Below are 24,482 nucleotides of genomic sequence, written 5' to 3'. Positions count from 1 at the left end.
TCTCTTCACATCAAGATTCAGGGATGTCCCGCACCAGGGGCCAGGAGCCCCCACCGCCAGCTGTCTAACGGAGATCGCCATGACCCGCACTCCCGTGAATGTCACCGTGACCGGCGCAGCCGGCCAGATCGGCTACGCGCTGCTCTTCCGCATCGCCTCCGGCCACCTGCTCGGCCCGGACGTGCCGGTCAACCTGCGTCTCCTGGAGATCCCGCAGGGTCTCAAGGCCGCGGAGGGCACCGCGATGGAGCTCGACGACTGCGCCTTCCCGCTGCTGCGCAACATCGAGATCACCGACGACGCCAACGTCGGCTTCGCCGGCGCGAACGTCGCCCTGCTCGTCGGCGCCCGCCCGCGCACCAAGGGCATGGAGCGCGGCGACCTGCTCTCCGCCAACGGCGGCATCTTCAAGCCGCAGGGCAAGGCCATCAACGACAACGCCGCGGACGACATCAAGGTCCTCGTCGTCGGCAACCCGGCCAACACCAACGCGCTCATCGCGCAGGCCGCGGCCCCGGACGTACCGGCCGAGCGCTTCACCGCGATGACCCGCCTGGACCACAACCGCGCGATCTCGCAGCTGGCCGCCAAGACCGGTGCCGCCGTCTCCGACATCAAGAAGCTGACGATCTGGGGCAACCACTCGGCGACCCAGTACCCGGACATCTTCCACGCGGAGATCGCCGGGAAGAACGCCGCCGAGCTCGTCAACGACGAGGCCTGGCTGGCCGACACCTTCATCCCGACCGTCGCCAAGCGCGGCGCCGCGATCATCGAGGCCCGTGGCGCGTCCTCGGCCGCCTCCGCCGCGAACGCCGCCATCGACCACGTGTACACCTGGGTCAACGGCACCGCCGAGGGCAACTGGACCTCCATGGGTATCCCTCGGACGGCTCCTACGGCGTTCCCGAGGGCATCATCTCGTCCTTCCCGGTCACCACGAAGGACGGCGCCTACGAGATCGTCCAGGGCCTGGACATCAACGAGTTCTCCCGTGCGCGCATCGACGCGTCGGTGAAGGAGCTCACCGAGGAGCGCGACGCGGTCCGCGAGCTCGGCCTCATCTGATCCGAAGACCCGTTCGCGGGTACGCCACCGCCCCCGGCAGCAGTCAGTCGCTGCCGGGGGCGGTGGCGTTGTGCCGTGGGCCGGGAGGGCGGTCAGTCGTCGGCCAGGCCGTCGGCGATCGCGCGCACGGCTGCCATGGCCCGGCGCTGCAGCCCGGGGCCGAAGGTGATCCGGGCGGCGCCCAGCTCCCCGAGCCGGCGCGGACCCGGGCCGTCCGGCCGGGCGAGGGCGTTGAGCGGCGCGGGTACGGCGGCGGCCAGGCGGGGCAGGGCCTCGGCCGGGGCACCGATCGGGTAGACACAGTCCGCGCCGGCCGCCACGTACAGCAGGGCACGTCGCACGGTCTCCTCCTCCTGCTCGGCGCCGTCCGACGAGCCGCGGAGATAGGTGTCGACACGTGCGTTGACGAAGAGCTGGTCCCCGGCGGCCGCCCGCACCTCGGCCAGCCGGTCCGCCTGCCACCGGGGATCCATCAGGACACCGTCCACCGAGTCCTCCAGGTTGCAGCCGACGGCCCCGGTCGCGAGCAGCCGCTCCACCAGCTCCTTCGGCGCGAGCCCGTAGCCCGACTCGATGTCGGCCGACACGGGGACGGGTACGGCACGGGCGATCCTGGCCACCGCCGCGAACATCTCGGCAGCGGGCGTCGCCCCGTCCTCGTGGCCGAGCGAGGCCGCGACCCCCGCACTCGGGGTGGCGAGGGCCGGGAAACCGGCGTCGGCGAACACCCGGGCGCTCGCGGCGTCCCACGGGCCGGGGAGGACCAGGGGATCGCCGGAGGCGCGGCCGTGGTGCAGCGCGCGGAGAGCGGACGCGGTCATCGAAGTGGCTCCTGGGGCGAGGCGGGGTGGACCGGGCGGGCCGAGGGGGTCAGCGGAAGTCGCCGGGGGTGTAGTGGCCCGGGACCATCCGGGTGGTCACGGCGAACCGGTTCCAGGCGTTGATCGTGATGATCGCGGCGATGAGGTGGGCGAGCTCGGCCTCGTCGAAGTGCTTGGCGGCCTTCGCGTACACCTCGTCCGGCACGAAACCGTCGGTCAGGACGGTCACCGCCTCGGTCAGCTCGATCGCCGCGATCTCCTTCGGCGTGTAGAAGTGCTGCGACTCCTCCCACGCGCTGAGCTGCACGATCCGCTGGACCGACTCGCCCGCCGCGAGCGCGTCCTTGGTGTGCATGTCGAGGCAGAAGGCGCAGTGGTTGAGCTGCGAGGACCGGATCTTCACCAGTTCGGCCACGACCGGGTCGAGCCCCTTGCGGGACGCGGCCTCCATGCGGGCCATCGCCTTGTAGACCTCGGGGGCGTGCTCGGCCCACTGCATGCGAGGCGTGTGCTCGGTCGTGTACTCGGACGTTGCGTGGTGGTGCGTTTCTGTCGTCATGAATACGACGTTACGTGCCGGTTGGCGCACCGGTATGGTCCATTCTCATGACGGATCCCTGGGCCACTTTCGGTGCTGACCTGCACATTGACCCGTCCGGTGCAACCGGACTGCGGGCCGGGCTCATGGATGCCCTGCGGGAGGCGGCGAGGACCGGGCGGCTGGCGCCGGGCACCCGGTTGCCGTCCTCCCGCACACTCGCGGCCGACCTGGGCATCGCGCGCAACACCGTCGCCGACGCGTACGCGGAACTGGTCGCCGAGGGCTGGCTCACCGCCCGGCAGGGCTCCGGTACCCGGGTGGCGCAGCGGGCCGAGCCGCGCCGGGCCGCGGCCAGGACACCGCGCTCCCGGCCGCCGCGCAGCAGGCCGGCCTACAGCCTGATGCCCGGCTCGCCCGACCTGGCGACGTTCCCCCGCGCCGAATGGCTCAAGGCGGCCAGGCGGGCCCTGACCGCGGCGCCCAACGACGCCTTCGGATACGGCGACGCACGCGGCCGCGTCGAGCTGCGCACCGTGCTGGCCGGCTATCTGTCCCGGGCCCGCGGGGTCTACGCCGACCCCGAGACCATCGTGATCTGTTCCGGCTTCGTCCACGGTCTGACGCTGATGGGCAAGGTGCTGCGGCAGCGGCGGGTGCGGGAGGTGGCCGTCGAGTCGTACGGACTGGATGTGCACACAGGGCTGCTCACCGAGGCCGGGCTGCGCATCCCGTGCCTGCCGCTCGACGAACTCGGCTGCAGGACCGGCGAACTGCACGGGATGCGGGGTGCGGGCGCGGTGCTGCTGACACCGGCGCATCAGTTCCCGACCGGTGTGCCGCTCCACCCCGACCGGCGGGCCGCGGCGGTGGACTGGGCGCGGAGCACCGGCGGCCTGATCCTGGAGGACGACTACGACGGGGAGTTCCGCTACGACCGCCAGCCGGTCGGGGCGCTCCAGGGCCTGGACCCCGAACGCGTCGTCCACCTGGGGACGGTCAGCAAGTCCCTGGCACCGGGGCTGCGGCTCGGATGGATGGTGTTGCCGCAGGCCCTGGTCGGGGAGGTGACCGCGGCCAAGGGGCTGAGCGACTGGGCGACGAGCGCGCTGGACCAGCTGACGCTCGCGGAGTTCATCGATTCGGGCGCGTACGACCGGCATGTGCGCTCCATGCGGCTGCGCTACCGCAACCGCCGCGACCAGCTCGTCGCGGCGCTGGCGGAACGGGCCCCCGCCATCCGGGTCAGCGGGATCGCCGCCGGGCTGCACGCCGTCCTCGAACTGCCGGAAGGGAGCGAGGCCGAGGTGATCCGGTCGGCGGCCTGGCAGGGGCTGGCGGTGCAGGGGCTGTCCTTCTTCCGGCACCCGGACGCCGAGGCGGGGCGGGAGGCGCTGGTCATCGGCTACGGAACACCGACCGACAGCGCATGGGCCGGCACGCTGGACGCGCTGTGCCGAGTGCTGCCCTGAGAGCCGCACTCGGGGGGAGCCCAGACGCCATCCGGGGCAGGCCCCGGATGGCGTCTGGGGCCTCGGGACTGGCCGGGCCCGGGACGTACGGCGAACCGCGGCCCACCCCGCACCTACCGTCGACGGCCACCCCGCACCTACCGCGTGCCCGGGACCGCTGGTTCGGGGGTCTCCGCCGGGGCCTCGCCGAATCTGGCCAGGGCCAGCGCACCGGCCACAGCCACGGCGAAGCCCGTGACCGCCAGCCAGCCGAGCCCCTCGCGGGTGCGGTCCCCGAGCCAGATGACGCCCACCAGCGCGGGCCCGATCGTCTCGCCCAGCACCATGCCGGCCGTCGCCGTCGTCACCGAACCGCGCTGCAGCGCCGAGGTGAGCAGCAGGAACGCCGAACCGCCCCCCACCAGCAGCGCGTACACAGCGGGGTTGGTCACCAGCGCGGACGGCGACACGTCGTCGATCAGCCGGACGGCGACCTCCACCACCCCGAAACCGCATCCCGCACCGAGCCCCAGGACCAGGGCGCGGGACCGCTCGGGCAGCCGGCCGGCCGCCGTACCGATCAGCAGGATGCCGATGGCGATGCCGAGCATCGACCAGCGCAGCGCGTCCGATCCGGTCAGGTGTCCCTCCCCGCCGGAGGCGAGCCCCAGCATGCCCAGGCCCGCGCAGACGACGGCGACGGCCGTCCACTCGGTGGCGCTCAGCCGGACCCCGAGGAGGCGTGCGGCGACGACGGCGGTCACGGCGAGACTCGCGGCGAGTGCGGCCCCCACCGCGTAGATGGGCAGGGAGCGCAGGGCGATGATCTGGAGGACGAATCCGAGGCCGTCGAGGGCGAGCCCGGCGACGTAGCGCCACTGGCGCAGGGCCCGCAGCAGCAGCGCCGGATCGACCCCCGCCCCGGCTCCCGGCTCGGCGGCGGCCCGCGCGGCGACGGCCTGAAGGACGGAGGCCGTACCGAAGCAGACCGCTGAACCGAGCGCGCAGATCATCCCCAGGAGCACAACGGCGACTCTACTGCCGGCAGCGCGACGGCCCCGGCACCGCCAGCACCGGGTACCGCCAGGCCCCGGTCAGCCGCGCAGGACCTCGCGGAGCTGCTCCAGGCCCCAGTCCAGGTCCTCCTTGCTGATCACCAGCGGCGGAGCGATCCGGATCGTCGAACCATGGGTGTCCTTCACGAGGACCCGGCGGTCCATCAGCTTCTCGGAGATCTCCCGGCCCGTGCCCTGTGCCGGATCGATGTCGACGCCCGCCCACAGCCCGCGCCCACGCACCGCCTGCACCGCGCCCCCGCCCACCAGCAAGCCCAGCTCCTGATGGAGGTGATCGCCCAACTCGGCCGCCCGCTGCTGGTATTCGCCGGTACGCAGCATCGCGACGACCTCCAGCGCGACCGCGCAGGCCAGTGGATTGCCGCCGAACGTCGAACCGTGCTCGCCCGGCCGGTACACCCCCAGCACCGCGGCCGACGACACCACGGCCGACACCGGCACCACTCCACCGCCCAGGGCCTTGCCGAGCACGTACATGTCCGGCACGACGCCCTCGTGCTCGCAGGCGAAGGTCCTTCCGGTCCGGCCGAGGCCCGACTGGATCTCGTCCGCGATGAACAGCACGTTCCGCTCCCGGGTCAGCTCCCGGACCCCGGGAAGATAGCCGGACGGGGGCACCAGCACGCCGGCCTCACCCTGGATGGGCTCCAGCAGAACCGCCACGGTGTTCTCGGTCATCGCTTCCCGGAGCGCGGTGAGGTCCCCGTAGGGCACGATCTCGAACCCCGGTGTGTACGGGCCGAAGTCCGCCCGGGCCTCATGGTCCGTGGAGAAGCTGACGATGGTCGTCGTCCGGCCGTGGAAGTTGTCGGCGGCGACGATGATCTTCGCCATCCCGTCCGGCACGCCCTTGACCCGGTAGCCCCATTTCCGGGCGGTCTTCACCGCGGTCTCCACGGCCTCCGCCCCGGTGTTCATGGGCAGCACCATCTCCATGCCGCACAACTCGGCGAGCTGCGTACAGAAGTCGGCGAACCGGTCGTGGTGGAAGGCCCGCGAGGTGAGGGTCACCCGCTCCAGCTGCGCCTTGGCCGCGTCGATCAGACGCCGGTTGCCGTGGCCGAAGTTGAGTGCCGAATAGCCGGCGAGCATGTCGAGGTAGCGTCGGCCCTCGACATCGGTCATCCAGGCGCCGTCCGCCGAGGCGACGACGACGGGCAGCGGATGGTAGTTGTGCGCGCTGTGCGCCTCGGCTGAGGCGATGGCGGTTTCCGTGGTCGACACGGGATCTCCGTTCGTCGTGCGGCGTGGGCTGGGGTCGTGCCCACTTTGTATCGTCGGTCGGATCTCCGACGAGGAAACCTTCAGTTCGCGGCGCGCCCGCGATTTCCGCTGTATGTAGCCGCGGCCACCGCCGTGCCGGAGATCGAGAAGGGGCCGCCGACTGGCACCGGAAGTGCCTGATCTGTGCTCTTCGTCTCATTCACGACGATCCGCAGCAGCCGTGCACCACGTCCTCGGAGTCCGCGCCCGCCCGGCCCGATCCCCTTCCGGCCCGTCCGCGGGGCCCCCTCCCACGTCCTCACACCTTTCATACACCGGCTGCCCGAGATCGGTTCCGTACCTGAGACAATGAGTCCATGGCCTCTGAACGTCCCCGTGTGCTCTCCGGAATCCAGCCCACCGCAGGCTCGTTCCACCTCGGCAACTACCTCGGCGCGGTCCGCCAGTGGGTGGCCCTGCAGGAGTCCCACGACGCCTTCTACATGGTGGTCGACCTGCATGCGATCACCGTCCCGCAGGACCCCGCGGAACTGCGCGCCAACACCCGGCTCGCCGTCGCCCAGCTGCTCGCCGCCGGGCTCGACCCGGAGCGCTGCACGCTCTTCGTCCAGAGCCATGTCCCCGAGCACGCCCAGCTCGGCTGGGTCATGAACTGCCTGGCCGGCTTCGGTGAGGCGTCCCGCATGACGCAGTTCAAGGACAAGTCGGCCAAGCAGGGCGCCGACCGCACCACCGTCGGGCTCTTCACCTATCCGATGCTGATGGTCGCCGACATCCTGCTCTACCAGGCCGACCAGGTCCCGGTGGGCGAGGACCAGCGCCAGCACCTGGAGCTGACCCGCAATCTCGCCGAGCGGTTCAACGGCACCTACGGCGACACCTTCACCGTGCCGGACCCGTACATCCTCAAGGAGACGGCGAAGATCTACGACCTCCAGGACCCGTCGGCGAAGATGAGCAAGTCCGCGGCCACCCCGAAGGGCCTGATCAACCTCCTGGACGAGCCGAAGACCACCGCCAAGAAGGTGAAGAGCGCGGTCACCGACACCGACACGGTGATCCGCTTCGACCGGGCCGAGAAGCCGGGTGTCAGTAATCTGCTGACCATCTACTCCACCCTCACCGACACCTCGGTGCCGGATCTGGAGCAGAAGTACGAGGGCAAGGGCTACGGTGCGTTGAAGACCGACCTCGCCGAGGTGATGGTCGACTTCGTCACACCGTTCCGCACCCGCACCCAGGAATATCTCGACGACACCGAGACGCTGGACTCCATCCTGGCCAAGGGCGCGGAGAAGGCCCGGGCCGTCGCCGCCGAGACCCTGGCGCGGACCTATGACCGAATGGGCCTTCTGCCCGCGAAGCACTGAGTCCAAGGACCCTGGCGGTACCACCTCCACAGGCGGCACACTGGCGGCGTGAAGCTTGTGGCCGCCAGTGGCTGAAAACAGACCATCGAGGATTGAGGAGAACGACGTGGGGACCGTAACGCTCGGCGTTTCGATCGCGGTCCCGGAGCCCTACGGCAGCCTGCTCCAGCAGCGGCGCGCGAGCTTCGGGGACCCTGCCGCCCATGGCATTCCCACCCACGTCACCCTTCTTCCGCCGACCGAGGCGGAGGCGGCCCGGCTGCCCGCGATCGAGGCGCACCTCGCCGGAATCGCGACCGGCGGCCGCCCCTTCCCGATGCGGCTGTCCGGCACGGGCACCTTCCGCCCGCTGTCGCCGGTCGTCTTCATCCAGGTCGTCGAGGGCGCCTCGGCCTGTTCCTGGCTCCAGAAGCGGGTCCGGGACGCCTCCGGCCCGCTCGTGCGCGAGCTCCAGTTCCCGTACCACCCGCATGTGACCGTGGCGCACGACATCACCGAAGAGGCGATGGACCGGGCGTACGCGGAGCTCGCCGACTACGAGGCAGCATGGACCTGCGGTTCCTTCGCCCTGTACGAGCAGGGCACGGACAGCGTCTGGCGCAAGATCAACGAGTTCCCGTTCGGGGCGGGCGGTGGCGCCCCCGCCGTCCCCGCGCAGAGCGGCAGCTCCGTGGACGCGCCCTCCCTCCGTCCCTGACCCGCCGGCGCGGGCCGGCGGCGCAGGACCCACCGGCCCGGCCCGCAGGCGCCGGGACCAACCGCCCGGTCAGACCGGCAGGCGCCGGAACAGCGGCCGCGGCACATGCCGCAGGGCCGACATCACCGCCCGCAGCGCCCCCGGCACCCACACCGTCTCCGAACGCCGCCGCAGCCCCGTCACGATCGCGTCCGCGACCGCGTCGGGCGTGGTGACGAGCGGGGTCCGGGTGAAGGGGATCGTCGCGAGCGGTGCCCCGGCCGTCCCGGCCCGGGTGTCCGTCCCGTGCGCGGCCCCGGCCGGCCGCACGAGACCCGGGCGGACGACCATCACATGCACACCCGTGCCGTGCAGCGCGTCCCCGAGCCCCTGCGCGAAGGCGTCCAGGCCCGCCTTGCTCGACCCGTAGATGAAGTCCGCACGCCGGGCGCGCTCCCCTGCCACCGACGACAGCACCACCAGCGAGCCGTGACCCTGCGCCTGGAGTGCGCCGGCGCACACGAGCCCGGCGGAGACGGCCCCGGTGTAGTTCGTCTGGGCGACCCGGACCGCGGAGAGGGGCTCCTCCTCGTCGCGCTCCTGGTCCCCGGGAATGCCGAAGGCGAGGAGCACCATGTCGATGTCCCCCTCGGTGAAGATCTTGCCGAGAGTGGTCTCGTGGGACTCGGTGTCCAGGGCGTCGAAGTCGACGGTACGGACGTAGGCCCCCGGCTCCGCAGCTCGGCCGCGGCCGAGTCCAGGGCGGGGGAGGGGCGCCCGGCCAGCCAGACCGTGCGGGTGCGGCAGGCGATCAGGCGGCGTGCGGTGGCGAGCCCGATCTCCGATGTGCCGCCGAGGACGAGCAGGGACTGCGGGGCACCGAAGGCATCCTTCACGGAAACGCTCCTTACATAAGGCGGAGGGGGAGGACGGAAGAGGGGAGGGGCGGCGGTGCAGGGGCGGCGCGCCGGTCAGAGCGACAGGCGCCGCGACAGGTCCGACCGGAACGCCCCGTTCGGGTCCAACTCGGCCCGCAGCGCACGGAATTCGTCCAGCCGCGGGTACATCGCGGCTACCGCGTCCGGCCGTAGCCGGGAGTCGTCCGTCAGGCAGACCCGGCCGCCGGCGGCCGCCACCTCCTCGTCCAGGCCGTCGAGGAAGCGGGCCAGCCCCGGCAGGGCGGCCGGCAGGTCGAGGGCCAGGGACCAGCCGGGCACCGGGAACGACAGCCAGCCGGGATCGCGCGTGCCGAACCGTTTGAGCACGGCGAGGAACGACGGGCAGCGGCGCTGCGAGATCTGCCGGACGATCCGGTACAGCGTCTCCTCCTGCCCGTCCCCGACGACGAACTCGTAGTTGACGAACCCGGCCCGCCCATGGATCCGGTTCCAGTGCGGCACGGCGTCCAGCGGGTGGAAGAAGGCGGAGATCCGCTGGAGTTCGCCGGTGCGGAACCTGGGGGCGCGGCGGTAGCGGAGTTCGGCCAGGACGGCTGCGGAGGTGCGGCCGATCATCCCTCCGGGCACGAGGTCGGGCACCAGCGAGCGGGCGGCGGGCAGCTGGGAGGGGCGGAAGCTGAGCGGTGTGCGCCGGGCGTGCGCCGGGAGCGCGTCCAGTGGGGCGTGCTCCCCTCGGGTCAGAACGGCCCGGCCCGTCGCCCTGCCGCGGGAGGTCAGGTCGATCCAGGCGGACTCGTAGCGGCTGCGGCTGCCCACGGTGAGCCGCGCCAGCAGGTCGTCGAGATCGGCGGCCCGTTCGGTGTCGACCGACATCAGGGAGGTGGCGACGGGGAGGAGCCGGAGCGTGGCCGAAAGGATCACTCCGGTCAGACCCATGCCGCCCGCGGTCGCGTCGAAGAGTGGTGTCCCGGGCCGGACGGTGCGGACCTCGCCGTCGGCGGTGAGCAGGTCGAACCCCGCCACGTGGCGGGAGAAGGAGCCCGCGGTGCGGTGATTGCGGCCGTGCACGTCGGAGCCGATGGCGCCGCCCACCGTGACGTACCGGCTGTCCGGAGTCACCGGCACGAACCAGCCGAGCGGGAGCAGCACCTCCATCAGCCGGTGCAGGCTCACGCCCGCGTCGCAGACCACCAGGCCGGCCCCCGCGTCGATGGTGCGGATCCGGTTCAGCGCCGTCATGTCGAGGACGGAGCCCCCCGCGTTCTGCGCCGCGTCGCCGTGTGCCCGGCCCAGGCCGCGGGCGATCGAGCCGCGGGGCCCGCAGCCGCGCACGGTCGCCGCCGCCTCCTCGTAACTGCGGGGGCGAAAGCGCACGGCGGTCGTCGGGGCGGTACGGCCCCAGCCGGTCAGGGACACGGTGTCGACAGACATGAGGGTGACCGTATCGCCCGAGAAAACACCTTTGAGGGATTTGTTACAACACTCACCGAAATGGGTGATTGCGGAGGTGTCATCTCCTGCGCGGCAGAACGGACATCGGTTTTCGGAGCCCGGGAGGGTAGTCGTACGTCATGGACTGGCTCAAAAAACTCCCCGTCATCGGTCCGCTCGTCTCCCGGCTGATGGAGACGCACGCCTGGCGCAGCTACGAGACGCTGGAACGGGTCCACTGGGCCAGGCTCGCCGCGGCGATCACGTTCATCAGCTTCCTGGCGCTCTTCCCGCTGATCGCGGTCGCCGCCGCCATCGGCGCGGCGCTGCTCTCCACTGAGCAGCTGGACAAGATCAAGGACAAGGTCGCCGAGCAGGTGCCCGGCATCTCCGACCAGCTGGGCATCGACAACCTGGTGGCCCATGCGGGAACGGTCGGGCTGGTGGCCGGTGCGCTGCTGCTCTTCACCGGCATCGGCTGGGTCGGTTCGATGCGGGACTGCCTGCGCGCGGTGTGGGAGATGGACGACCTGGACCAGGGCAATCCGGTCATCCGCAAACTCAAGGACGCCGGGGTGCTGTTCGGCCTGGGCGGCGCGGCCCTGGTGACCCTGGCGATCTCGTCCGTCGGCTCCGTCGCCGTCGGCTGGATCGCCGATCTGATCAACATCCCCGAGGACGGCGCGGGCGGCGTGCTGCTTCGGATCGCGGCCCTGCTGGTGGGGGTGGTCGCCGACTTCCTGCTGCTGCTCTACCTGCTGACCCTGCTGCCCGGGGTCGAGCCGCCGCGCCGCCGGCTGGTGGTCGCCGCGCTGACCGGCGCGGTCGGCTTCGAACTCCTCAAGCTGCTGCTCGGCAGCTATATGAGGGGTGTCGCGTCGAAGAGCATGTACGGGGCCTTCGGCGTGCCGATCGCGCTGCTGCTGTGGATCAACTTCACCGCGAAGCTGCTGCTGTTCTGCGCCGCCTGGACGGCGACGCGGAGCAAGGACGCCGAGGAGCCCCTGCCCGACGGCGAGGGGGACGCCGGCGACGAGGGCGCCCGGGACGGCAAGGCCCCGGGCGGCCGGGTCAGCGGCGAGGGAGGCGGCGCACCAGGTCCGGCAGCGGCCAGCGCCGGTTGACGAGGAACGCGGCCCCGCCCAGCAGCACCAGCACCCCGCCGGCGATACCCAGCGCGATCCCGACCCCGCCGGAGCCGTCCGCGGCAGCGGCCTTGCTGTGGGCCGGACCGTGCTTGCCCTTGTTCCCGGCAGGTTTGTCGGCCTCGGAGCCCTTGCCGTTGCCGGTCACGGCGGACTTCGGGGGAACCAGTTCGCCCACCGGGGTGACCTTGCCGGCTGCGTCGAAGCCCCAGTCGAGCAGGCTCGCCGCTTCCTTGTAGACCGCGTGCGTCTCGTTGGACGACGGGTTCATGACGGTGACGAGCAGCACCTTGCCGTTGCGCTCGGCGACACCGGTGAAGGTGTTGCCCGCGTGCGTCGTGTAGCCGTTCTTGACGCCCGCGATGCCCTTGTACGCGCTGACCCCGTCGGCCCCGGTGAGCAGCCGGTTGGTGTTCTGGATGCCGAAGCTCTCGCGCTTCTCGCCCTTCTCCTTCTTGCCGGGGAACTCCGCCTCGGCGGTCGCGCAGTACTCGCGGAAGTCCGCCTTCTGCAGCCCGCTGCGGGCGAACAGTGTGAGGTCGTACGCGCTGGAGACCTGTTCCGGGGCGTCGTAGCCGTCGGGTGACACCACATTGGTGTCCAGGGCCTGCAGCTCTTCGGCGTGCGCCTGCATGTCGGTGACGGTCTTGCCGACACCGCCGTACATCGAGGCCAGCACGTGCACCGCGTCGTTGCCCGAACGCAGGAAGACCCCGAGCCACAGGTCGTGCACCGTGTAGCTGAGGTCCTCCTTGACGCCGACCAGGCTGCTCCCCTCGCCGAGGTCGGCGAGGTCCGCGTCCTTCACCGTGTACTCGCGGGTGTTCGGCTGCAGGGCCGGCGACGGCATCACGGTGTCCGCGAAGAGCATCTTCAGGGTGGAGGCCGGGGGCAGCCGCCAGTGCGGATTGTGCGAGGCGAGCACCTCGCCGCTCTCCGCGTCCGAGACCATCCAGGACCTGCCGGTCAGATCCTTGGGCAGGACCGGGGCGCCGGCGCCGAGATTGACCTGGGTGCCGGTGCGGCCGAGCTGTTCCCCGCCGACCTGCGACATCCCGGAGGGCGGCTTCGGCTCGTCGTCGGAGCTGTCCTTGACGACCGCCGAAGCAGGGCTGACGACGAAAGCGGACAGCAAAGCGGCAGAGGTGACCGCCAACGCGGTCTTCTTGAGAGCTGACACGGTCGAAAACGTACATGCAGTTGATCTGAAAATGGACACCGACGGTATGACCCGCCGGGCGGACCGCCGGGACAGCCCACCCCGGGCGAGTCGGCCGGGGCGAGGCGGAGATACTGATTCCATGAAGCTCAGCCGCCCCGTCTCCTGGTTCCTGCTCGCCTTCGGGGTGTGGAGCTGGTTCATCTGGATCACTTTCGTCAAGAACCTGTGGAAGGACGGCAGCGGTCTCGCCTTCGACGACGCGGGTGACCCTACTGCGTACTTCTGGGTGCATCTGCTGCTCGCCATCACGTCCTTTCTTCTGGGGACGGCGGTAGGCGTGATCGGGTTCCGTGGCGTCAGGGCGTTGCGCAGCCGGGGCGCTTAGCTCCCAGGTTTCGAGTAGGGACCGAGTGCGGACAAAACGGGCGGGGACCTGTACATGGCAGTCGTCGGATTCGCTCTGGTGGCGATCGTGGTGCTCGCGCTGCTCGTCGCCGTGCACCGCTACGTATGGCGCCGATTCGTCGGTGACACGACGACGGCGGGGAGTCCGCTGCGCAGGGCAGGCACGGTGGCCGCGTACGTCCTGCCGCTGCTGAGCGTCGGCGCCCTGGTCTCCGGCCGTTCGGGTGTGCCCTTCTGGCTGCAGCAGGTGCTGGCCTGGCCGGGCTATCTGTGGCTGGCCGCGCTGCTGTACCTGACGCTGGCCCTGCTGGTCGGCGAGGCGGTACGGCCGTTGCTGCGCAGGCTGCTCGCCCGCCGTGCGGCGGGATCGCCGGCCGGGGCGGCGCCGGTGCCGGAGACCGGGCCCGCCGCATCGGACGCCGGCGCGGCCGCCGCGGGCACCAGGACCGCAGCACCGCCGGCGGCCGTACCCGCAGCCGACACCTCCTCGCGCCGGCTCTTCGTCGCGCGGGCCGTCGGCGGCGCCGCCGCCGTCGCAGGGCTCGGCACGGTCGGCTACGGCACCTACGGGGTGCTGCGCGGCCCCCGGGTCAAGCGCGTCACCATCCCGCTCGCCCGGCTGCCCCGCTCCGCGCACGGCTTCCGGATCGCCGTCGTCAGCGACATCCATCTCGGTCCGATCCTGGGCCGGGACCACACCCAGCGGATCGTCGACACGGTCAACCGCACCCAGCCCGACCTGATCGCGGTCGTCGGGGACCTGGTCGACGGATCGGTCGCCGATCTCGGCCCGGCCGCCGAACCGCTCGCCCGGCTCCGCTCACGGCACGGCGCCTTCTTCGTCACGGGTAACCACGAGTACTACTCCGGAGCGGCCCAATGGGTCGACCACGTGCGGGAATTGGGGCTGCACCCGCTGGAGAATTCCCGGGTCGAGATCGCCGGCTTCGATCTGGCCGGGGTCAATGACATCGGAGGGGAGAGCGAAGGGCACGGCCCCGATTTCGACCGCGCCCTCGGCGACCGCGACCGGACCCGCGCGGCCGTGCTGATGGCCCATCAGCCGGTGCTCATCGACGAGGCGGTCGCGCACGGCGTGGACCTGCAGCTCTCCGGGCACACCCACGGCGGTCAGCTCTGGCCGGGCAACTACATCGCGGAGCTGTCCAATCCCACCGTCGCCGGGCTCGAACGCTACGGCGACACCCAGCTGTACGTCACCCGGGGCGCGGGTGCCTGGGGCCCGCCGGTAAGGGTCGGCGCACCCTCGGACATCACCGTCGTCGAGCTCGCTTCCCGGCAGGCCTGAGGGCTGTTCCGTCCGGAACATGCCGGGTCACACCGGAAGACCTTCGGGCCCAACCCGCAAGCCACCACCGGATCTCCGCCGGATCTCCCTCCCGACTCCGCCCGAACACCACTTCCGGGCCGGATCGGTGACCGGGCATGAACCCTCTGTATTCGACCTATCCGCCCAAGGTTTCAAGTAACGAACAAAAGGCTATGAGCCTCCGATTTCCTCTTCCAGTTGTGAAAATCGTGTGATTGGCTGAGCCCGAACGTGCGGTGATCTGCGTATCTGAGCGCGACACCGAGGTGGGGCAGTTAAGGGAGTGCACGGCAATGCGGTCGATCCGGCTACGGATTCTCGCGATTCTCGCGGTATTGGTCATAGCAGGCGTCGGCGCCTGGCAGCTGCTTCCCTCGGACGGGGCGAAGGACGACCCGGTCACGGTCGGCACGACGGACGAGGTGACCTCACTGGACCCGGCAGGCGCCTACGACGCCGGATCCTGGGCGATGTACAGCAACGTCTACCAGTCCCTCATGACGTTCCACTCCGGAGCGATCGTCCCCGAGCCGGACGCCGCCGAAAGCTGCGGGTTCATCGGGGGGAAGCTCCAGACGTACCAGTGCAAGCTCCGTGACGACCTGTCGTTCTCCAACGGCCGGAAGATCACCGGCGCGGACGTCGAGTACTCCTTCGAGCGCATGATCAGGATCAAGACGGACGTCGGCCCGTCCGTGCTGTTCCCCAGCCTCAAGAGCGTGGTGTCCGAGGGCCGGACGATCACCTTCAACCTCTCCTCGCGCGATGCGACGTTCCCGCAGAAGCTCGCCACCGGGGCCGGTTCGATCGTCGACCGGGAGGACTACCCGGACGACAAGCTGCGCTCCGACGCCGCGGTGACGGGCTCGGGGCCGTACGTCCTGAAGTCGTACGAGCCGGGCGTCAGCGCCGAACTGGAGCCGAACCCCAACTACCGGGGCGCACTGAAGGAGACCGGCGGTCCGGTCACCGTGCGCTACTACAAGCAGTCGGACGAGCTCCTGGCCGCCTGGAAGTCGGGCCAGATCGATGTCACGCACCGTCAGCTCCCGCCGTCCACGCTCGCCGCGCTCGACCCGGGTGACGCCGACCAGCACGTGACGGAGGCGGACAGCGCGGAGATCCGCAACCTCGTCTTCAACGTCCGTGCCGGGGCGCCGCTCGCCGACAAGCGGGTCCGGCAGGCCATCGCGGCCATCATCGACCGCGCCCCGCTGGTGACCGATGTCTACAAGGGCACCGTCGAACCGCTCTACTCGCTGATCCCGCAGGGCTACATCGGGCACAGCACCCCGTTCTTCGACGAGTACCCCTCGCCCGACCCCAAGCAGGCCAGGAAGCTGATGCAGGAAGCGGGCGTGCAGCTGCCGCTGCACATCACCTTCGCCTACCGCGACGACGACGCGTACACGAAGGAGACCGCGGAGATCCGGCGCCAGCTGGAGGCGGACGGCCTGTTCAAGGTCACCGTGAAGGCCGTGGAGTGGAAGGCGTTCCAGAAGGGGTACGCGGCCGGCAAGTACGACGCGTACACCGTCGGCTGGCTCCCCGACTACCCGGACCCCGACACCTTCAGCCAGCCGCTCGTCGGCCGTGACACCAGCCTTCACAACGGCTACACGAGCAAGAAGATGGACCGGCTGATCAACTCCACGCTGGAGTACAGCGACCGCAGCCGCACCTCGGCCGACTTCAAGGACCTCCAGAAGCTGGTCGGCGAGGACGTGCCGCTCGTACCGCTGTGGCAGAAGAAGGACTACGTCGTCGCCAAGCCCGACGTCGCCGGTTCGCAGTACCTCTCCGACGGCACCGGCATCTGGCGGCTGTGGGAACTGGGCTGGATCTGACCTGCGCGTCAGCTCCTCACCGAGCAGAGCTTCACCGAGCGGCCGTCCCGGCACCAGGGGGCGGCCGCTCGGCCGTGCCCGCCGTCGTTCGGCCCGCCGCTACCCGCCCGCGGCCGGCCGGTCCGCCGCCCGGCCCGCCACTGCGGGCAGGAACTCCTCCAGCACCTCGTAGACCTGCCGCACGAGCGGTCGCAGCACCCGGAACCGGGACAGGGTGATGGCCCGCGCGACGATCGGGGCGGTGCGCTCGACGAGGCGGCGGCTGCGTTCGGCGTCGTCCGTCCGGTCGTACACCCAGTAGAGCACCAGGCCCATCTGGTTCAGCCACATCAGCTGCGGCAGCAGCTCGGCCAGCTCGGGGTCGATCTTCGTGCCGGAGCCCGACAGGCAGCGCCTGTGGACGGAGATCGCCGCCTCCCGCGCCGCGACCGAGTCGCGCGAGAACGGGCTGAGGGGACTCTCCGGATCGGCGGCGTTCTTGAAGAACTGGGCGGCGAAGCGGTGGTACGGCTCCGCCACGTCCAGCCAGCTGAGCAGGACCCCGCGGATACGCGCCGCGAGGTCCTTGTCGCCGGCCAGAACCGGCTGGACAGCCGCCTCGTGCTCGGCGGCGATCCGGTCGTAGAAGCCCTGGACCAGGTGTTCCTTGGACGAGAAGTAGTAGTACGCGTTCCCTACGGAGACGCCGGCCTCCTGGGCGATGGCCCGCATCGTCGTCTTGTCGTAGCCGCGTTCCTGGAAGAGCCGGAGCGCGGTTTCGAGGATGAGTGTGCGGGTCTGCTCGCTCTTGGGAGCCTTGACTTCCTTCACGTCCTTCTCTTCCTTCACCACGGTCCCGAGGGTATCCGGGATGACTACGCGCCGGGCTCCGGGCCCCGCACCAGGCACGCGCCGTCCTCGTCCCCGTCCCCACCCGACCGGCAGGGCGCCGCGGTCAAGGAGCGGTACTTCGCGGCGGCGAGGACCGTCGCCCTGGCGAACGGCCGGCCGGCCGGGGTGGTCAGCCAGTGGGCCCTGGGCCGGTGCTCGGCCAGCGCCCAGAGGCAGACGATCCACGCGGAGGTGCCTCGGTAGACCTGCCCCCGGTCACCGATCACCGTGATCTCCTCCAGCGTTCCGGAGTGGTCGAGACCGGGGAAGCGGCGGCGCGCCTCCTGGGAGGCCGCCGGGACGAGGTCGAGCGGGACCAGCTGACGCTGCTTCATCAGCCACTGCCGCAGGTGGACGCAGAGCGAACACTGTGCTTCGTAGAGCACGGTGAGCCGTTCGACGGAGAGCCGACCGTCGCCGCGGGCCGCCATGGCCGGTCCTCACGCCCTGGGGGCGGGAGCGGCCCACGGCCCGGGACCCGGCGGGGTCCAGCCCTGGGGCCGTACGGGCGGGGTCTGCTCGCGTTCCATCATGCCCCGGCGGCGGATCTTGTTGAGCACGAAGACGTTGCCCAGGTGCATGACCCCGAGGACGAGCAGGACGACGCCGATCTTCACCGAAAGCGCCTCGAAGAGCTCGCGGGCGTTGGCGACCTCGTCGGAGTTCTTCAGATAGAGCGTCACGAACCCCAGGTTGACCAGGTAGAAACCGACCACCAGCAGGTGGTTGACGGCTTCGGCGAGCTTTTCGTTGCCGTGCAGGACGTCGGCGAGAAAGACCTTGCCGTTGCTGCTGAGCGTGCGGGCCACCCAGATGGTGAGTGCCACGCTGATGAGTAGGTAGATGACGTACGCGACAACAGTGAGGTCCATGCCCCACCCTCCCTTGAACGCGTTCAAATGCTGTTGTCATGGACTGTAGACCTGCCGTTGAACATGTTCAAGCCGGGGCTCCGGTGGTGCGCGTCACCTTGTCGGCGGGGGCCCTGAACCGCCGGACGCCCGGTACCGCGGCAGTGGCCAGACAGGCCGCGCCGACCGCCACCCCGGCTGCGGCGAGCGGGACTTCGGCGCCCCAGGCCGAGGTGGCGAGCGGGGCCAGGGCGTAGCCCAGCGGCATCGCGCCGAGGGAGAGCAGCCAGTCGTACGAGGTCACGCGGGCGAGCGCGTGGGGCGGCACGGCGGACTGGACGGCGGTCTCCCAGACCGGGCTGAGATAGCCGAGCCCCGCCTGCGAGACGCCGTACGCGCCGATGGCCACGGCGACCGGGGCGTGCGCGGCCAGCAGGCACAGGGGGAGTGCGTACAGCGCGAGGCCCATGTTGGCGACCAGGATCGGGCGGCGCGGCCGGGCCCGGCCGGCCAGGAGCGACCCGAGCAGCAGGCCGACGGCGCCGGTCTGGAGGAAGGCGAGCCAGGCGCCCCTGCCGCCCAGGTCGTGGAGGAAGAGGGCCGGGCCCACCGTCATCAGCACGGCCGCCGCGCCGTTCCAGGCCGCATGGGCGATCAGGCTCGTCCAGTACCAGTCCCGGCCGCGGACCTCGGCCCAGCCCTCCTTGAGGTCGCTGAGCAGGGTGCTGCGGGGGACGGGGACGTGCCGGACGTCGATCGCGGAGAGCAGGGCGGCGCTCACCGCGAAGCTGGCACCGTCCAGCACGAAGGCCCAGCCGGGCCCGGCGGTGAGCACCAGCGCGCCGGCGACGGCCGGTCCGCCGATCCGGGTCGCGCTGCTGACCACCGCCATCAGGGAGTTGGCGCGCAGCAGCCCGGACTCCGCCACGGTGCCGCGGATCAGCGGGGAGACGGTCGGCATCGCGAAGGCCCCGGCGGCGCCGCCGAGCGCCTCGGCGACGGCGATCTGCCACAGCGCCGGTGTGCCGGAGAGCAGTTGGGCGCCGACGAAGAGCTGGGTGACGCACCGTACGAGATCGGTGGTGAGCGCGACGGTGCGGGCGTTGAAGCGGTCGCCGATCACGCCGCCGAGTGGCAGCAGCAGCAGTTTGGGCACCATCGCGCAGCCCAGCACCAGGGCCAGGGCGCCGGTCGAGCCGGTGGCCAGGTAGACGGCGAGGGTGAGAGCGGCGGGTATCGCGGCGTCGCCGAGCATCGAGAGGCTGCGCCCGATGAAGAGCAGGCGGAAGGAGCGGGTGCGCAGAGGGTGAGGCATGGCGCGGAATCTAATTCGGTTCCGAACTATTCGTCAACGAAATATCGGGTACCGAAGCGTAGTTGGGTTCCGGCGTAGGCTGTGGCTCATGGAGCGACGCGACTGGACCGACGGCCATGTGGAGCGGTGGAAGCCGGTGCTTCCCGACCTCGATCCCGATGTCGAGGGCGCGGTGACCAGGATGAAGAAGCTCTCGGTCCATCTGCGCCGGGTGCGCGAGCAGTCCCTGGTCGACTTCGCCCTGGACCGCCAGGAGTTCGACACCCTGCACAAGCTCGCCGGCCGCGGTGGCAAGGCGGCCCCTTCCGAGCTCGCCGCCGACCTCGATCTCGCGCCCGCCTCCGTCACCGGCCGGCTGGACGCGCTGGAGCGACGCGGGTTCGTCCGCCGCAAGCCCTCCACCACCGACCGGCGACGCGTCGACGTGGAGCTGACCGACGAGGGCCGCGCGACCTGGCTCGGCGCGATGGACATCCTCGGCCACGAGGAGTACCGGCTGCTGGGTGTGCTCGACAACGACGAACGCACGCTGCTCAACGCCATGTTGCGGCGCATCATGGTGGCCGCAGAGGACCGGGGCGGCGCGGCCTGGGACTGAGCGGAAGCCGCGCGCCCGACGCGGCCGTCCGTGCGGGGGCCGGCCGCGGGAACGCCGCGGCCGGCCCCGGCCGCACCCGTCAGAAGCTCAGCGAGCGGGCGGTGTTGATCTGTCCCATCACCATGTGGAAGGTGTCCGGCCGCACGGCCGGAATCATCGTCGAGTGGTGGCGGCCGCCGCTGGTCACCGTGACCTGGATGAATCCGGTCGTCTTCTTCTCCTTCATCAGGAGGAACAGCAGACCGACCAGACACAGCAGGGCGAAGAGGATCGCGAGCACGATCGCGACCGGCGGGATCTTCTCCTCGGTACGGGACATGTCCATCGCCGTCCACACCGCGCCCTTGAGGGGCATCGTCCCGGACGGCGTCACGATCGCGTCGCCCATGACCGTGATGTCGCCGAGCGACAGGACCGGCCCGCCGCCGCCCGCCGGGACCATGGCCTGCTGCCCCGGGTACCCGTAGCCCGGCATCGTCGGCGGGCCCGCCGGGTAGCCGTAGCCGGGGCCGGGCTGGGCGGCGGACTCGGGAAGCGGCTGCGGATAGCCGTAGACCGGGTTGCCGGCGGCCGGATAGCCGTAGCCCTGCGGGACGGTGGGCGGACCGCCCGGCTGCTGGGGCGGCCCCCACTTGTACGAGTCGTCCCCGTACGGATTCGGATCGCTCAACGTTCCCCGCTCTCGATCAAACCGTGCACCCCGCGCCTTGCTGCCCGTGTGCGGTGAACCGCTGAGGGTTCCGCACGACGGTACCGTCACCGGCCGCACCGCGCAGCCAAGAGGCCCCGCCTCCCGCAGCGTTGCTGCGGAGAACGGGGCCCCGGGGTGCTACGGGTGCGATCGGGGGTCAGAAGCGACGCGTGATCAGCGCGCGCTTGACCTCCTGGATCGCCTTGGTGACCTCGATGCCACGCGGGCAGGCGTCCGTGCAGTTGAAGGTGGTGCGGCAACGCCACACGCCGTCACGGTCGTTGAGGATCTCCAGCCGCTGCTCGCCGCCCTCGTCGCGCGAGTCGAAGATGAAGCGGTGCGCGTTGACGATGGCCGCCGGGCCGAAGTACTGGCCGTCGTTCCAGAACACCGGGCACGAGGACGTGCACGCGGCGCACAGGATGCACTTGGTGGTGTCGTCGAAGCGCTCGCGGTCCTCGGCGGACTGCAGACGCTCGCGGGTCGGCTCGTTCCCCTTGGTGATGAGGAAGGGCATGACGTCGCGGTAGGCCTGGAAGAACGGGTCCATGTCGACCACGAGGTCCTTGAGGACCGTGAGGCCCTTGATGGCCTCGACCGTGATCGGCTTCTCCGGGTTCAGGTCCTTGATCAGCGTCTTGCAGGCGAGCCTGTTCTTGCCGTTGATCCGCATCGCGTCCGAGCCGCAGATGCCGTGCGCGCAGGAGCGGCGGAACGTCAGCGATCCGTCGGTCTCCCACTTGATCTTGTGAAGGGCGTCGAGAACACGCTCCTTCGGGTCGATCTCGATCTGGAAGTCCTGCCACACGGACTCGTCGGAGACCTCGGGGTTGAACCGGCGGATCCGGAAAGTGGCCGTGATGTACGGGGAGTCGGCGAAGCCCGCCTCGGGCTCAGGAGCCTTGTCGGCCTTTTCCATCGTGGGGGTAGCCATCAGTACTTACGCTCCATCGGCTGGTAGCGGGTCTGGACGACCGGCTTGTAGTCCAGCCGGATCGACTCGGTGCCGTCGTCGGCGACCTCGCGGTACGCCATGGTGTGGCGCATGAAGTTGACGTCGTCGCGGTTCGGGTAGTCCTCGCGGTAGTGACCGCCGCGGGACTCCTTGCGGGCCAGCGCCGAAGTCGCCATGACCTCGGCGAGGTCGAGCAGGTTGCCCAGCTCGACCGCTTCGAGCAGGTCCGTGTTGAACCGCTTGCCCTTGTCCTGGATGGACACGTTGAGGTAGCGCTCGCGCAGCTCCGCGATCTTGTCGACCGCGGTCTTGATCGTCTGCTCGGTGCGGAACACCATCACGTTGGCGTCCATGCACTCCTGCAGCTCCAGCCGGATCGCCGAGACGCGCTCGGTGCCCGTGGAGCTGCGCAGCCGCTCGACCTGGTCGACGACCAGCTGGGCCGGGTTCTCGGGAAGCTCGACGAAGTCGTTCTTCGCGGAGTACTCGGCGGCGGCGATGCCCGAACGGCGCCCGAAGACGTTGATGTCGAGCAGCGAGTTGGTGCCCAGCCGGTTGGCGCCGTGCACGGAGACGCACGCGACCTCGCCGGCGGCGTACAGCCCCGGGACGACGGTGGTGTTGTCGGCCAGCACCTCGCCCTGGACGTTGGTCGGGATGCCGCCCATGGCGTAGTGCGCGGTCGGCTGGATCGGGATCGGGTCCGTGTAGGGCTCGATGCCGAGGTACGTCCGCGCGAACTCGGTGATGTCCGGGAGCTTGGCGTCGAGCTGCTCCGGCGGCAGGTGCGTCAGGTCCAGGTAGACGTGGTCGCCCTCGGGACCGCAGCCGCGTCCCTCACGGATCTCCGTGTAGATGGAGCGGGACACGACGTCACGGGACGCGAGGTCCTTCATGACGGGCGCGTACTTCTCCATGAAGCGCTCGCCGTCCTTGTTGCGGAGGATGCCGCCCTCACCACGGGCGCCCTCCGTCAGCAGGATGCCCATGCGCCAGATGCCCGTCGGGTGGAACTGGAAGAACTCCATGTCCTCCAGCGGCAGACCGCGGCGGTACGCGGCGGCCTGGCCGTCACCGGTCAGGGTGTGCGCGTTCGACGTCACCTTGAAGAACTTGCCGGTGCCGCCGGAGGCGAAGATGATCGACTTCGCCTGGAAGACGTGGATCTCACCGGTCGCCAGCTCGTACGCGACGACGCCGGCCGACTTCTTGACCCCGTCGACCTCCTGGAGCAGGAGGTCCAGGACGTAGAACTCGTTGAAGAACTCCACACCCTCCTTGACGCAGTTCTGGTACAGCGTCTGGAGGATCATGTGGCCGGTGCGGTCCGAGGCGTAGCAGGACCGGCGGACCGGAGCCTCGCCGTGGTTACGGCTGTGGCCGCCGAAGCGGCGCTGGTCGATCTTGCCCTCGGGCGTGCGGTTGAACGGCAGGCCCATCTTCTCCAGGTCGAGAACGGAGTCGATGGCCTCCTTCGCCAGGATCTCGGCGGCGTCCTGGTCGACCAGGTAGTCGCCGCCCTTGATCGTGTCGAAGGTGTGCCACTCCCAGTTGTCCTCCTCCACGTTCGCGAGCGCGGCGGCCATGCCGCCCTGCGCTGCGCCCGTGTGGGACCGGGTGGGATAGAGCTTGGTCAGCACGGCGGTGCGGCTGCGCTTGGTCGACTCGATGGCCGCGCGCATGCCGGCGCCGCCGGCGCCGACGATGACGGTGTCGTACTTGTGGATCTGCATGGTTTACCTCTGGTCCTTCGGGCCCGGCGCCTAGCGGATGTTCGGGTCGAAGGTGAAGATCACCAGCGTGCCCAGCAGGACGGTGAACACCGTGGCGGTGTACAGCAGCATCTTCAGCCAGAAGCGGGTGTTGTCCCGTTCGGCGTAGTCGTTGATGACCGTACGGAGACCGTTGGCGCCGTGCAGCATGGCGAGCCACAGCATCGCCAGGTCCCACACCTGCCAGAACGGCGAGGCCCAGCGGCCCGCCACGAAGGCGAAGCCGATCTTGGAGACACCGCCGTCCAGCACCAGCTGGATCAGCAGGTGGCCCAGGACCAGGACGACCAGCACGATGCCCGACAGGCGCATGAAGAGCCAGGCGTACATCTCGAAGTTGGTGCGTGAACCCTTGGGCGTCTTGCCGGTCCGCGTACGCGGGGGCTCGATCACGGGGGCCGGGTTGTCGACGTCGAAAAGGCTGACGCCTTCGACCGCGCCGATCGCGGAAGTCTCGGTGGACATGGGCCTCAGCTCCCGAAGATGACGCGGACGGCGTGGCCGAGGACGGGGTACAGGGCCCCGACCATGAGCACGATCCAGATGCCCAGCACGGTCCAGAGCATCTGCTTCTGGAGGCGCGCGCCCTTGGCCCAGAAGTCCACGGCGATGATGCGGAGACCGTTCAGCGCATGAAAGAGAATGGCGGCCACGAGGCCGTATTCGAGGAGCGCGACGATCGGCGTCTTGTACGTGGCCACGACGTCGTCGTAGGCCTCGGGGGAGACACGAACGAGAGCGGTGTCCAGGACGTGTACGAACAGGAAGAAGAAAATGAGGACACCGGTGACTCGATGAGCCACCCAGGACCACATGCCTTCCCGGCCGCGGTACAGCGTTCCAGCCGGCACGGAAGAACCCTCCGGGAGCGGGGATTGGGGTCGGCCGGCTTGACTGTCGGTCTGACCCGGCCGGGTACGGTCCACCGGCCCCGGCCATCGTAGCGACGGTTTGTCGGTTCGTTCGCCCCGGGGCCTCTGGTGTGAT

Annotated in this window: 23 protein-coding genes and 2 pseudogenes; 9 read left to right on the top strand and 16 right to left on the bottom strand. The window is 70.4% G+C overall.

Annotated elements, in window-relative coordinates:
* The first annotated feature begins 79 nt into the window (after positions 1-79).
* Positions 80-1,068, top strand: a pseudogene (locus LNW71_RS11040) (malate dehydrogenase).
* Between the two features lie 92 nt (positions 1,069-1,160).
* Here LNW71_RS11040 and LNW71_RS11035 read toward each other — a convergent pair.
* Positions 1,161-1,889, bottom strand: a complete 729-nt coding sequence (locus tag LNW71_RS11035; protein WP_250968096.1) for an isocitrate lyase/phosphoenolpyruvate mutase family protein — start codon at positions 1,887-1,889, stop codon at positions 1,161-1,163.
* A 49-nt stretch (positions 1,890-1,938) separates the two neighbouring features.
* Entirely contained in the window at positions 1,939-2,448 is a 510-nt protein-coding gene (locus LNW71_RS11030) for a carboxymuconolactone decarboxylase family protein (protein WP_250968095.1), read from the bottom strand.
* A 47-nt stretch (positions 2,449-2,495) separates the two neighbouring features.
* Between LNW71_RS11030 and LNW71_RS11025 the strand changes: the two genes are divergently transcribed.
* Positions 2,496-3,899, top strand: a complete 1,404-nt coding sequence (locus tag LNW71_RS11025; RefSeq protein ID WP_250968094.1) for a PLP-dependent aminotransferase family protein — start codon at positions 2,496-2,498, stop codon at positions 3,897-3,899.
* A gap of 137 nt (positions 3,900-4,036) precedes the next feature.
* Here LNW71_RS11025 and LNW71_RS11020 read toward each other — a convergent pair whose 3' ends face one another.
* Positions 4,037-4,891, bottom strand: a complete 855-nt coding sequence (locus tag LNW71_RS11020; protein ID WP_250971968.1) for a hypothetical protein — start codon at positions 4,889-4,891, stop codon at positions 4,037-4,039.
* A gap of 81 nt (positions 4,892-4,972) precedes the next feature.
* Positions 4,973-6,178, bottom strand: coding sequence for an ornithine--oxo-acid transaminase (gene rocD, locus LNW71_RS11015; RefSeq protein WP_250968093.1), 1,206 nt, complete (start codon positions 6,176-6,178; stop codon positions 4,973-4,975).
* Between the two features lie 356 nt (positions 6,179-6,534).
* Here rocD and trpS point away from each other — a divergent pair, with 356 nt between their 5' ends.
* Both trpS and LNW71_RS11005 read left to right on the top strand, forming a co-directional pair.
* Positions 6,535-7,548 carry a tryptophan--tRNA ligase gene (trpS, locus tag LNW71_RS11010; protein WP_250968092.1) on the top strand — a complete coding sequence of 338 codons (1,014 nt, stop codon included), beginning with the start codon at positions 6,535-6,537 and terminating at the stop codon, positions 7,546-7,548.
* A 106-nt stretch (positions 7,549-7,654) separates the two neighbouring features.
* Positions 7,655-8,245, top strand: a complete 591-nt coding sequence (locus LNW71_RS11005) for a 2'-5' RNA ligase family protein (protein WP_250968091.1) — start codon at positions 7,655-7,657, stop codon at positions 8,243-8,245.
* A 69-nt stretch (positions 8,246-8,314) separates the two neighbouring features.
* On the opposite strand, the pseudogene LNW71_RS11000 reads toward LNW71_RS11005, so the two are convergent.
* Positions 8,315-9,120 (bottom strand): annotated as a pseudogene (locus LNW71_RS11000) (decaprenylphospho-beta-D-erythro-pentofuranosid-2-ulose 2-reductase).
* 75 nt (positions 9,121-9,195) lie between these two features.
* A complete protein-coding gene (locus LNW71_RS10995; protein ID WP_250968090.1) occupies positions 9,196-10,554 on the bottom strand; it encodes an FAD-binding oxidoreductase in 1,359 nt (452 codons plus the stop codon).
* 140 nt (positions 10,555-10,694) lie between these two features.
* Between LNW71_RS10995 and LNW71_RS10990 the strand changes: the two genes are divergently transcribed.
* Positions 10,695-11,678 (top strand): YihY/virulence factor BrkB family protein, encoded by a 984-nt coding sequence (locus LNW71_RS10990; RefSeq protein WP_250968089.1) that lies wholly within the window; start codon positions 10,695-10,697, stop codon positions 11,676-11,678.
* Here the strand turns inward: LNW71_RS10990 and LNW71_RS10985 are convergent.
* Entirely contained in the window at positions 11,626-12,879 is a 1,254-nt protein-coding gene (locus LNW71_RS10985; RefSeq protein WP_374119383.1) for a D-alanyl-D-alanine carboxypeptidase family protein, read from the bottom strand. The two genes, LNW71_RS10990 and LNW71_RS10985, sit on opposite strands and share 53 nt — an antisense overlap.
* A gap of 121 nt (positions 12,880-13,000) precedes the next feature.
* Between LNW71_RS10985 and LNW71_RS10980 the strand changes: the two genes are divergently transcribed.
* The 3 genes from LNW71_RS10980 to LNW71_RS10970 all read left to right on the top strand — a co-directional run bounded on the left by LNW71_RS10980 (position 13,001) and on the right by LNW71_RS10970 (position 16,443).
* Entirely contained in the window at positions 13,001-13,246 is a 246-nt protein-coding gene (locus LNW71_RS10980) for an SCO4848 family membrane protein (protein WP_250968087.1), read from the top strand.
* 54 nt (positions 13,247-13,300) lie between these two features.
* Positions 13,301-14,575: a metallophosphoesterase gene (locus tag LNW71_RS10975; protein ID WP_250968086.1), complete on the top strand. Its 1,275-nt coding sequence runs from the start codon at positions 13,301-13,303 to the stop codon at positions 14,573-14,575.
* A gap of 314 nt (positions 14,576-14,889) precedes the next feature.
* Positions 14,890-16,443 (top strand): ABC transporter substrate-binding protein, encoded by a 1,554-nt coding sequence (locus LNW71_RS10970; RefSeq protein WP_250968085.1) that lies wholly within the window; start codon positions 14,890-14,892, stop codon positions 16,441-16,443.
* Between the two features lie 99 nt (positions 16,444-16,542).
* Here the strand turns inward: LNW71_RS10970 and LNW71_RS10965 are convergent, their stop codons facing one another.
* The 4 genes from LNW71_RS10965 to LNW71_RS10950 all read right to left on the bottom strand — a co-directional run bounded on the left by LNW71_RS10965 (position 16,543) and on the right by LNW71_RS10950 (position 19,479).
* Complete coding sequence (locus LNW71_RS10965) at positions 16,543-17,274, bottom strand: TetR family transcriptional regulator (RefSeq protein WP_250968084.1); 732 nt, start codon at positions 17,272-17,274, stop codon at positions 16,543-16,545.
* A gap of 23 nt (positions 17,275-17,297) precedes the next feature.
* Positions 17,298-17,744, bottom strand: coding sequence for a DCC1-like thiol-disulfide oxidoreductase family protein (locus LNW71_RS10960; protein ID WP_250968083.1), 447 nt, complete (start codon positions 17,742-17,744; stop codon positions 17,298-17,300).
* A gap of 9 nt (positions 17,745-17,753) precedes the next feature.
* Positions 17,754-18,185, bottom strand: coding sequence for a hypothetical protein (locus LNW71_RS10955; RefSeq protein ID WP_250968082.1), 432 nt, complete (start codon positions 18,183-18,185; stop codon positions 17,754-17,756).
* Positions 18,186-18,252: 67 nt separating this feature from the next.
* Positions 18,253-19,479: an MFS transporter gene (locus tag LNW71_RS10950; protein ID WP_250968081.1), complete on the bottom strand. Its 1,227-nt coding sequence runs from the start codon at positions 19,477-19,479 to the stop codon at positions 18,253-18,255.
* A gap of 88 nt (positions 19,480-19,567) precedes the next feature.
* Here LNW71_RS10950 and LNW71_RS10945 point away from each other — a divergent pair, with 88 nt between their 5' ends.
* The gene (locus LNW71_RS10945) at positions 19,568-20,077 is read left to right on the top strand and encodes a MarR family transcriptional regulator (protein ID WP_250968080.1); all 510 of its coding nucleotides are present in this window, start codon (positions 19,568-19,570) and stop codon (positions 20,075-20,077) included.
* Between the two features lie 79 nt (positions 20,078-20,156).
* Here LNW71_RS10945 and LNW71_RS10940 read toward each other — a convergent pair whose 3' ends face one another.
* The 5 genes from LNW71_RS10940 to sdhC all read right to left on the bottom strand — a co-directional run bounded on the left by LNW71_RS10940 (position 20,157) and on the right by sdhC (position 24,346).
* On the bottom strand, positions 20,157-20,747 hold the full coding sequence (locus tag LNW71_RS10940; RefSeq protein WP_250968079.1) for a hypothetical protein: 591 nt from the start codon (positions 20,745-20,747) through the stop codon (positions 20,157-20,159).
* A 178-nt stretch (positions 20,748-20,925) separates the two neighbouring features.
* Positions 20,926-21,702 carry a succinate dehydrogenase iron-sulfur subunit gene (locus tag LNW71_RS10935; RefSeq protein ID WP_250968078.1) on the bottom strand — a complete coding sequence of 259 codons (777 nt, stop codon included), beginning with the start codon at positions 21,700-21,702 and terminating at the stop codon, positions 20,926-20,928.
* Positions 21,702-23,456, bottom strand: a complete 1,755-nt coding sequence (gene sdhA, locus LNW71_RS10930) for a succinate dehydrogenase flavoprotein subunit (protein WP_250968077.1) — start codon at positions 23,454-23,456, stop codon at positions 21,702-21,704. Before sdhA ends, LNW71_RS10935 begins: the two co-directional genes overlap by 1 nt.
* Positions 23,457-23,486: 30 nt before the next feature.
* On the bottom strand, positions 23,487-23,960 hold the full coding sequence (locus LNW71_RS10925) for a succinate dehydrogenase hydrophobic membrane anchor subunit (protein ID WP_250968076.1): 474 nt from the start codon (positions 23,958-23,960) through the stop codon (positions 23,487-23,489).
* Between the two features lie 5 nt (positions 23,961-23,965).
* On the bottom strand, positions 23,966-24,346 hold the full coding sequence (gene sdhC, locus LNW71_RS10920; RefSeq protein WP_308294476.1) for a succinate dehydrogenase, cytochrome b556 subunit: 381 nt from the start codon (positions 24,344-24,346) through the stop codon (positions 23,966-23,968).
* Between the last annotated feature and the right edge of the window lie 136 nt (positions 24,347-24,482).

Source organism: Streptomyces sp. RKAG290, from assembly GCF_023701695.1.
GTDB lineage: Bacteria > Actinomycetota > Actinomycetes > Streptomycetales > Streptomycetaceae > Streptomyces.
The sequence above is the reverse complement of the archived record's forward strand: the minus strand, read 5'-3'. Positions and strand labels throughout refer to the sequence as shown.

What these genes read in the sequence shown, in the direction of transcription:
- LNW71_RS11035 (WP_250968096.1), bottom strand. Translation starts at nt 1,889, where the DNA reads ATGACCGCGTCCGCTCTCCGCGCGCTGCACCACGGCCGCGCCTCCGGC.
- LNW71_RS11030 (WP_250968095.1), bottom strand. Translation starts at nt 2,448, where the DNA reads ATGACGACAGAAACGCACCACCACGCAACGTCCGAGTACACGACCGAG.
- LNW71_RS11025 (WP_250968094.1), top strand. Translation starts at nt 2,496, where the DNA reads ATGACGGATCCCTGGGCCACTTTCGGTGCTGACCTGCACATTGACCCG.
- LNW71_RS11020 (WP_250971968.1), bottom strand. Translation starts at nt 4,891, where the DNA reads ATGATCTGCGCGCTCGGTTCAGCGGTCTGCTTCGGTACGGCCTCCGTC.
- trpS (WP_250968092.1), top strand. Translation starts at nt 6,535, where the DNA reads ATGGCCTCTGAACGTCCCCGTGTGCTCTCCGGAATCCAGCCCACCGCA.
- LNW71_RS10995 (WP_250968090.1), bottom strand. Translation starts at nt 10,554, where the DNA reads ATGTCTGTCGACACCGTGTCCCTGACCGGCTGGGGCCGTACCGCCCCG.
- LNW71_RS10990 (WP_250968089.1), top strand. Translation starts at nt 10,695, where the DNA reads ATGGACTGGCTCAAAAAACTCCCCGTCATCGGTCCGCTCGTCTCCCGG.
- LNW71_RS10980 (WP_250968087.1), top strand. Translation starts at nt 13,001, where the DNA reads ATGAAGCTCAGCCGCCCCGTCTCCTGGTTCCTGCTCGCCTTCGGGGTG.
- LNW71_RS10975 (WP_250968086.1), top strand. Translation starts at nt 13,301, where the DNA reads ATGGCAGTCGTCGGATTCGCTCTGGTGGCGATCGTGGTGCTCGCGCTG.
- LNW71_RS10970 (WP_250968085.1), top strand. Translation starts at nt 14,890, where the DNA reads ATGCGGTCGATCCGGCTACGGATTCTCGCGATTCTCGCGGTATTGGTC.
- LNW71_RS10960 (WP_250968083.1), bottom strand. Translation starts at nt 17,744, where the DNA reads ATGGCGGCCCGCGGCGACGGTCGGCTCTCCGTCGAACGGCTCACCGTG.
- LNW71_RS10955 (WP_250968082.1), bottom strand. Translation starts at nt 18,185, where the DNA reads ATGGACCTCACTGTTGTCGCGTACGTCATCTACCTACTCATCAGCGTG.
- LNW71_RS10950 (WP_250968081.1), bottom strand. Translation starts at nt 19,479, where the DNA reads ATGCCTCACCCTCTGCGCACCCGCTCCTTCCGCCTGCTCTTCATCGGG.
- LNW71_RS10945 (WP_250968080.1), top strand. Translation starts at nt 19,568, where the DNA reads ATGGAGCGACGCGACTGGACCGACGGCCATGTGGAGCGGTGGAAGCCG.
- LNW71_RS10935 (WP_250968078.1), bottom strand. Translation starts at nt 21,702, where the DNA reads ATGGCTACCCCCACGATGGAAAAGGCCGACAAGGCTCCTGAGCCCGAG.
- sdhA (WP_250968077.1), bottom strand. Translation starts at nt 23,456, where the DNA reads ATGCAGATCCACAAGTACGACACCGTCATCGTCGGCGCCGGCGGCGCC.
- LNW71_RS10925 (WP_250968076.1), bottom strand. Translation starts at nt 23,960, where the DNA reads ATGTCCACCGAGACTTCCGCGATCGGCGCGGTCGAAGGCGTCAGCCTT.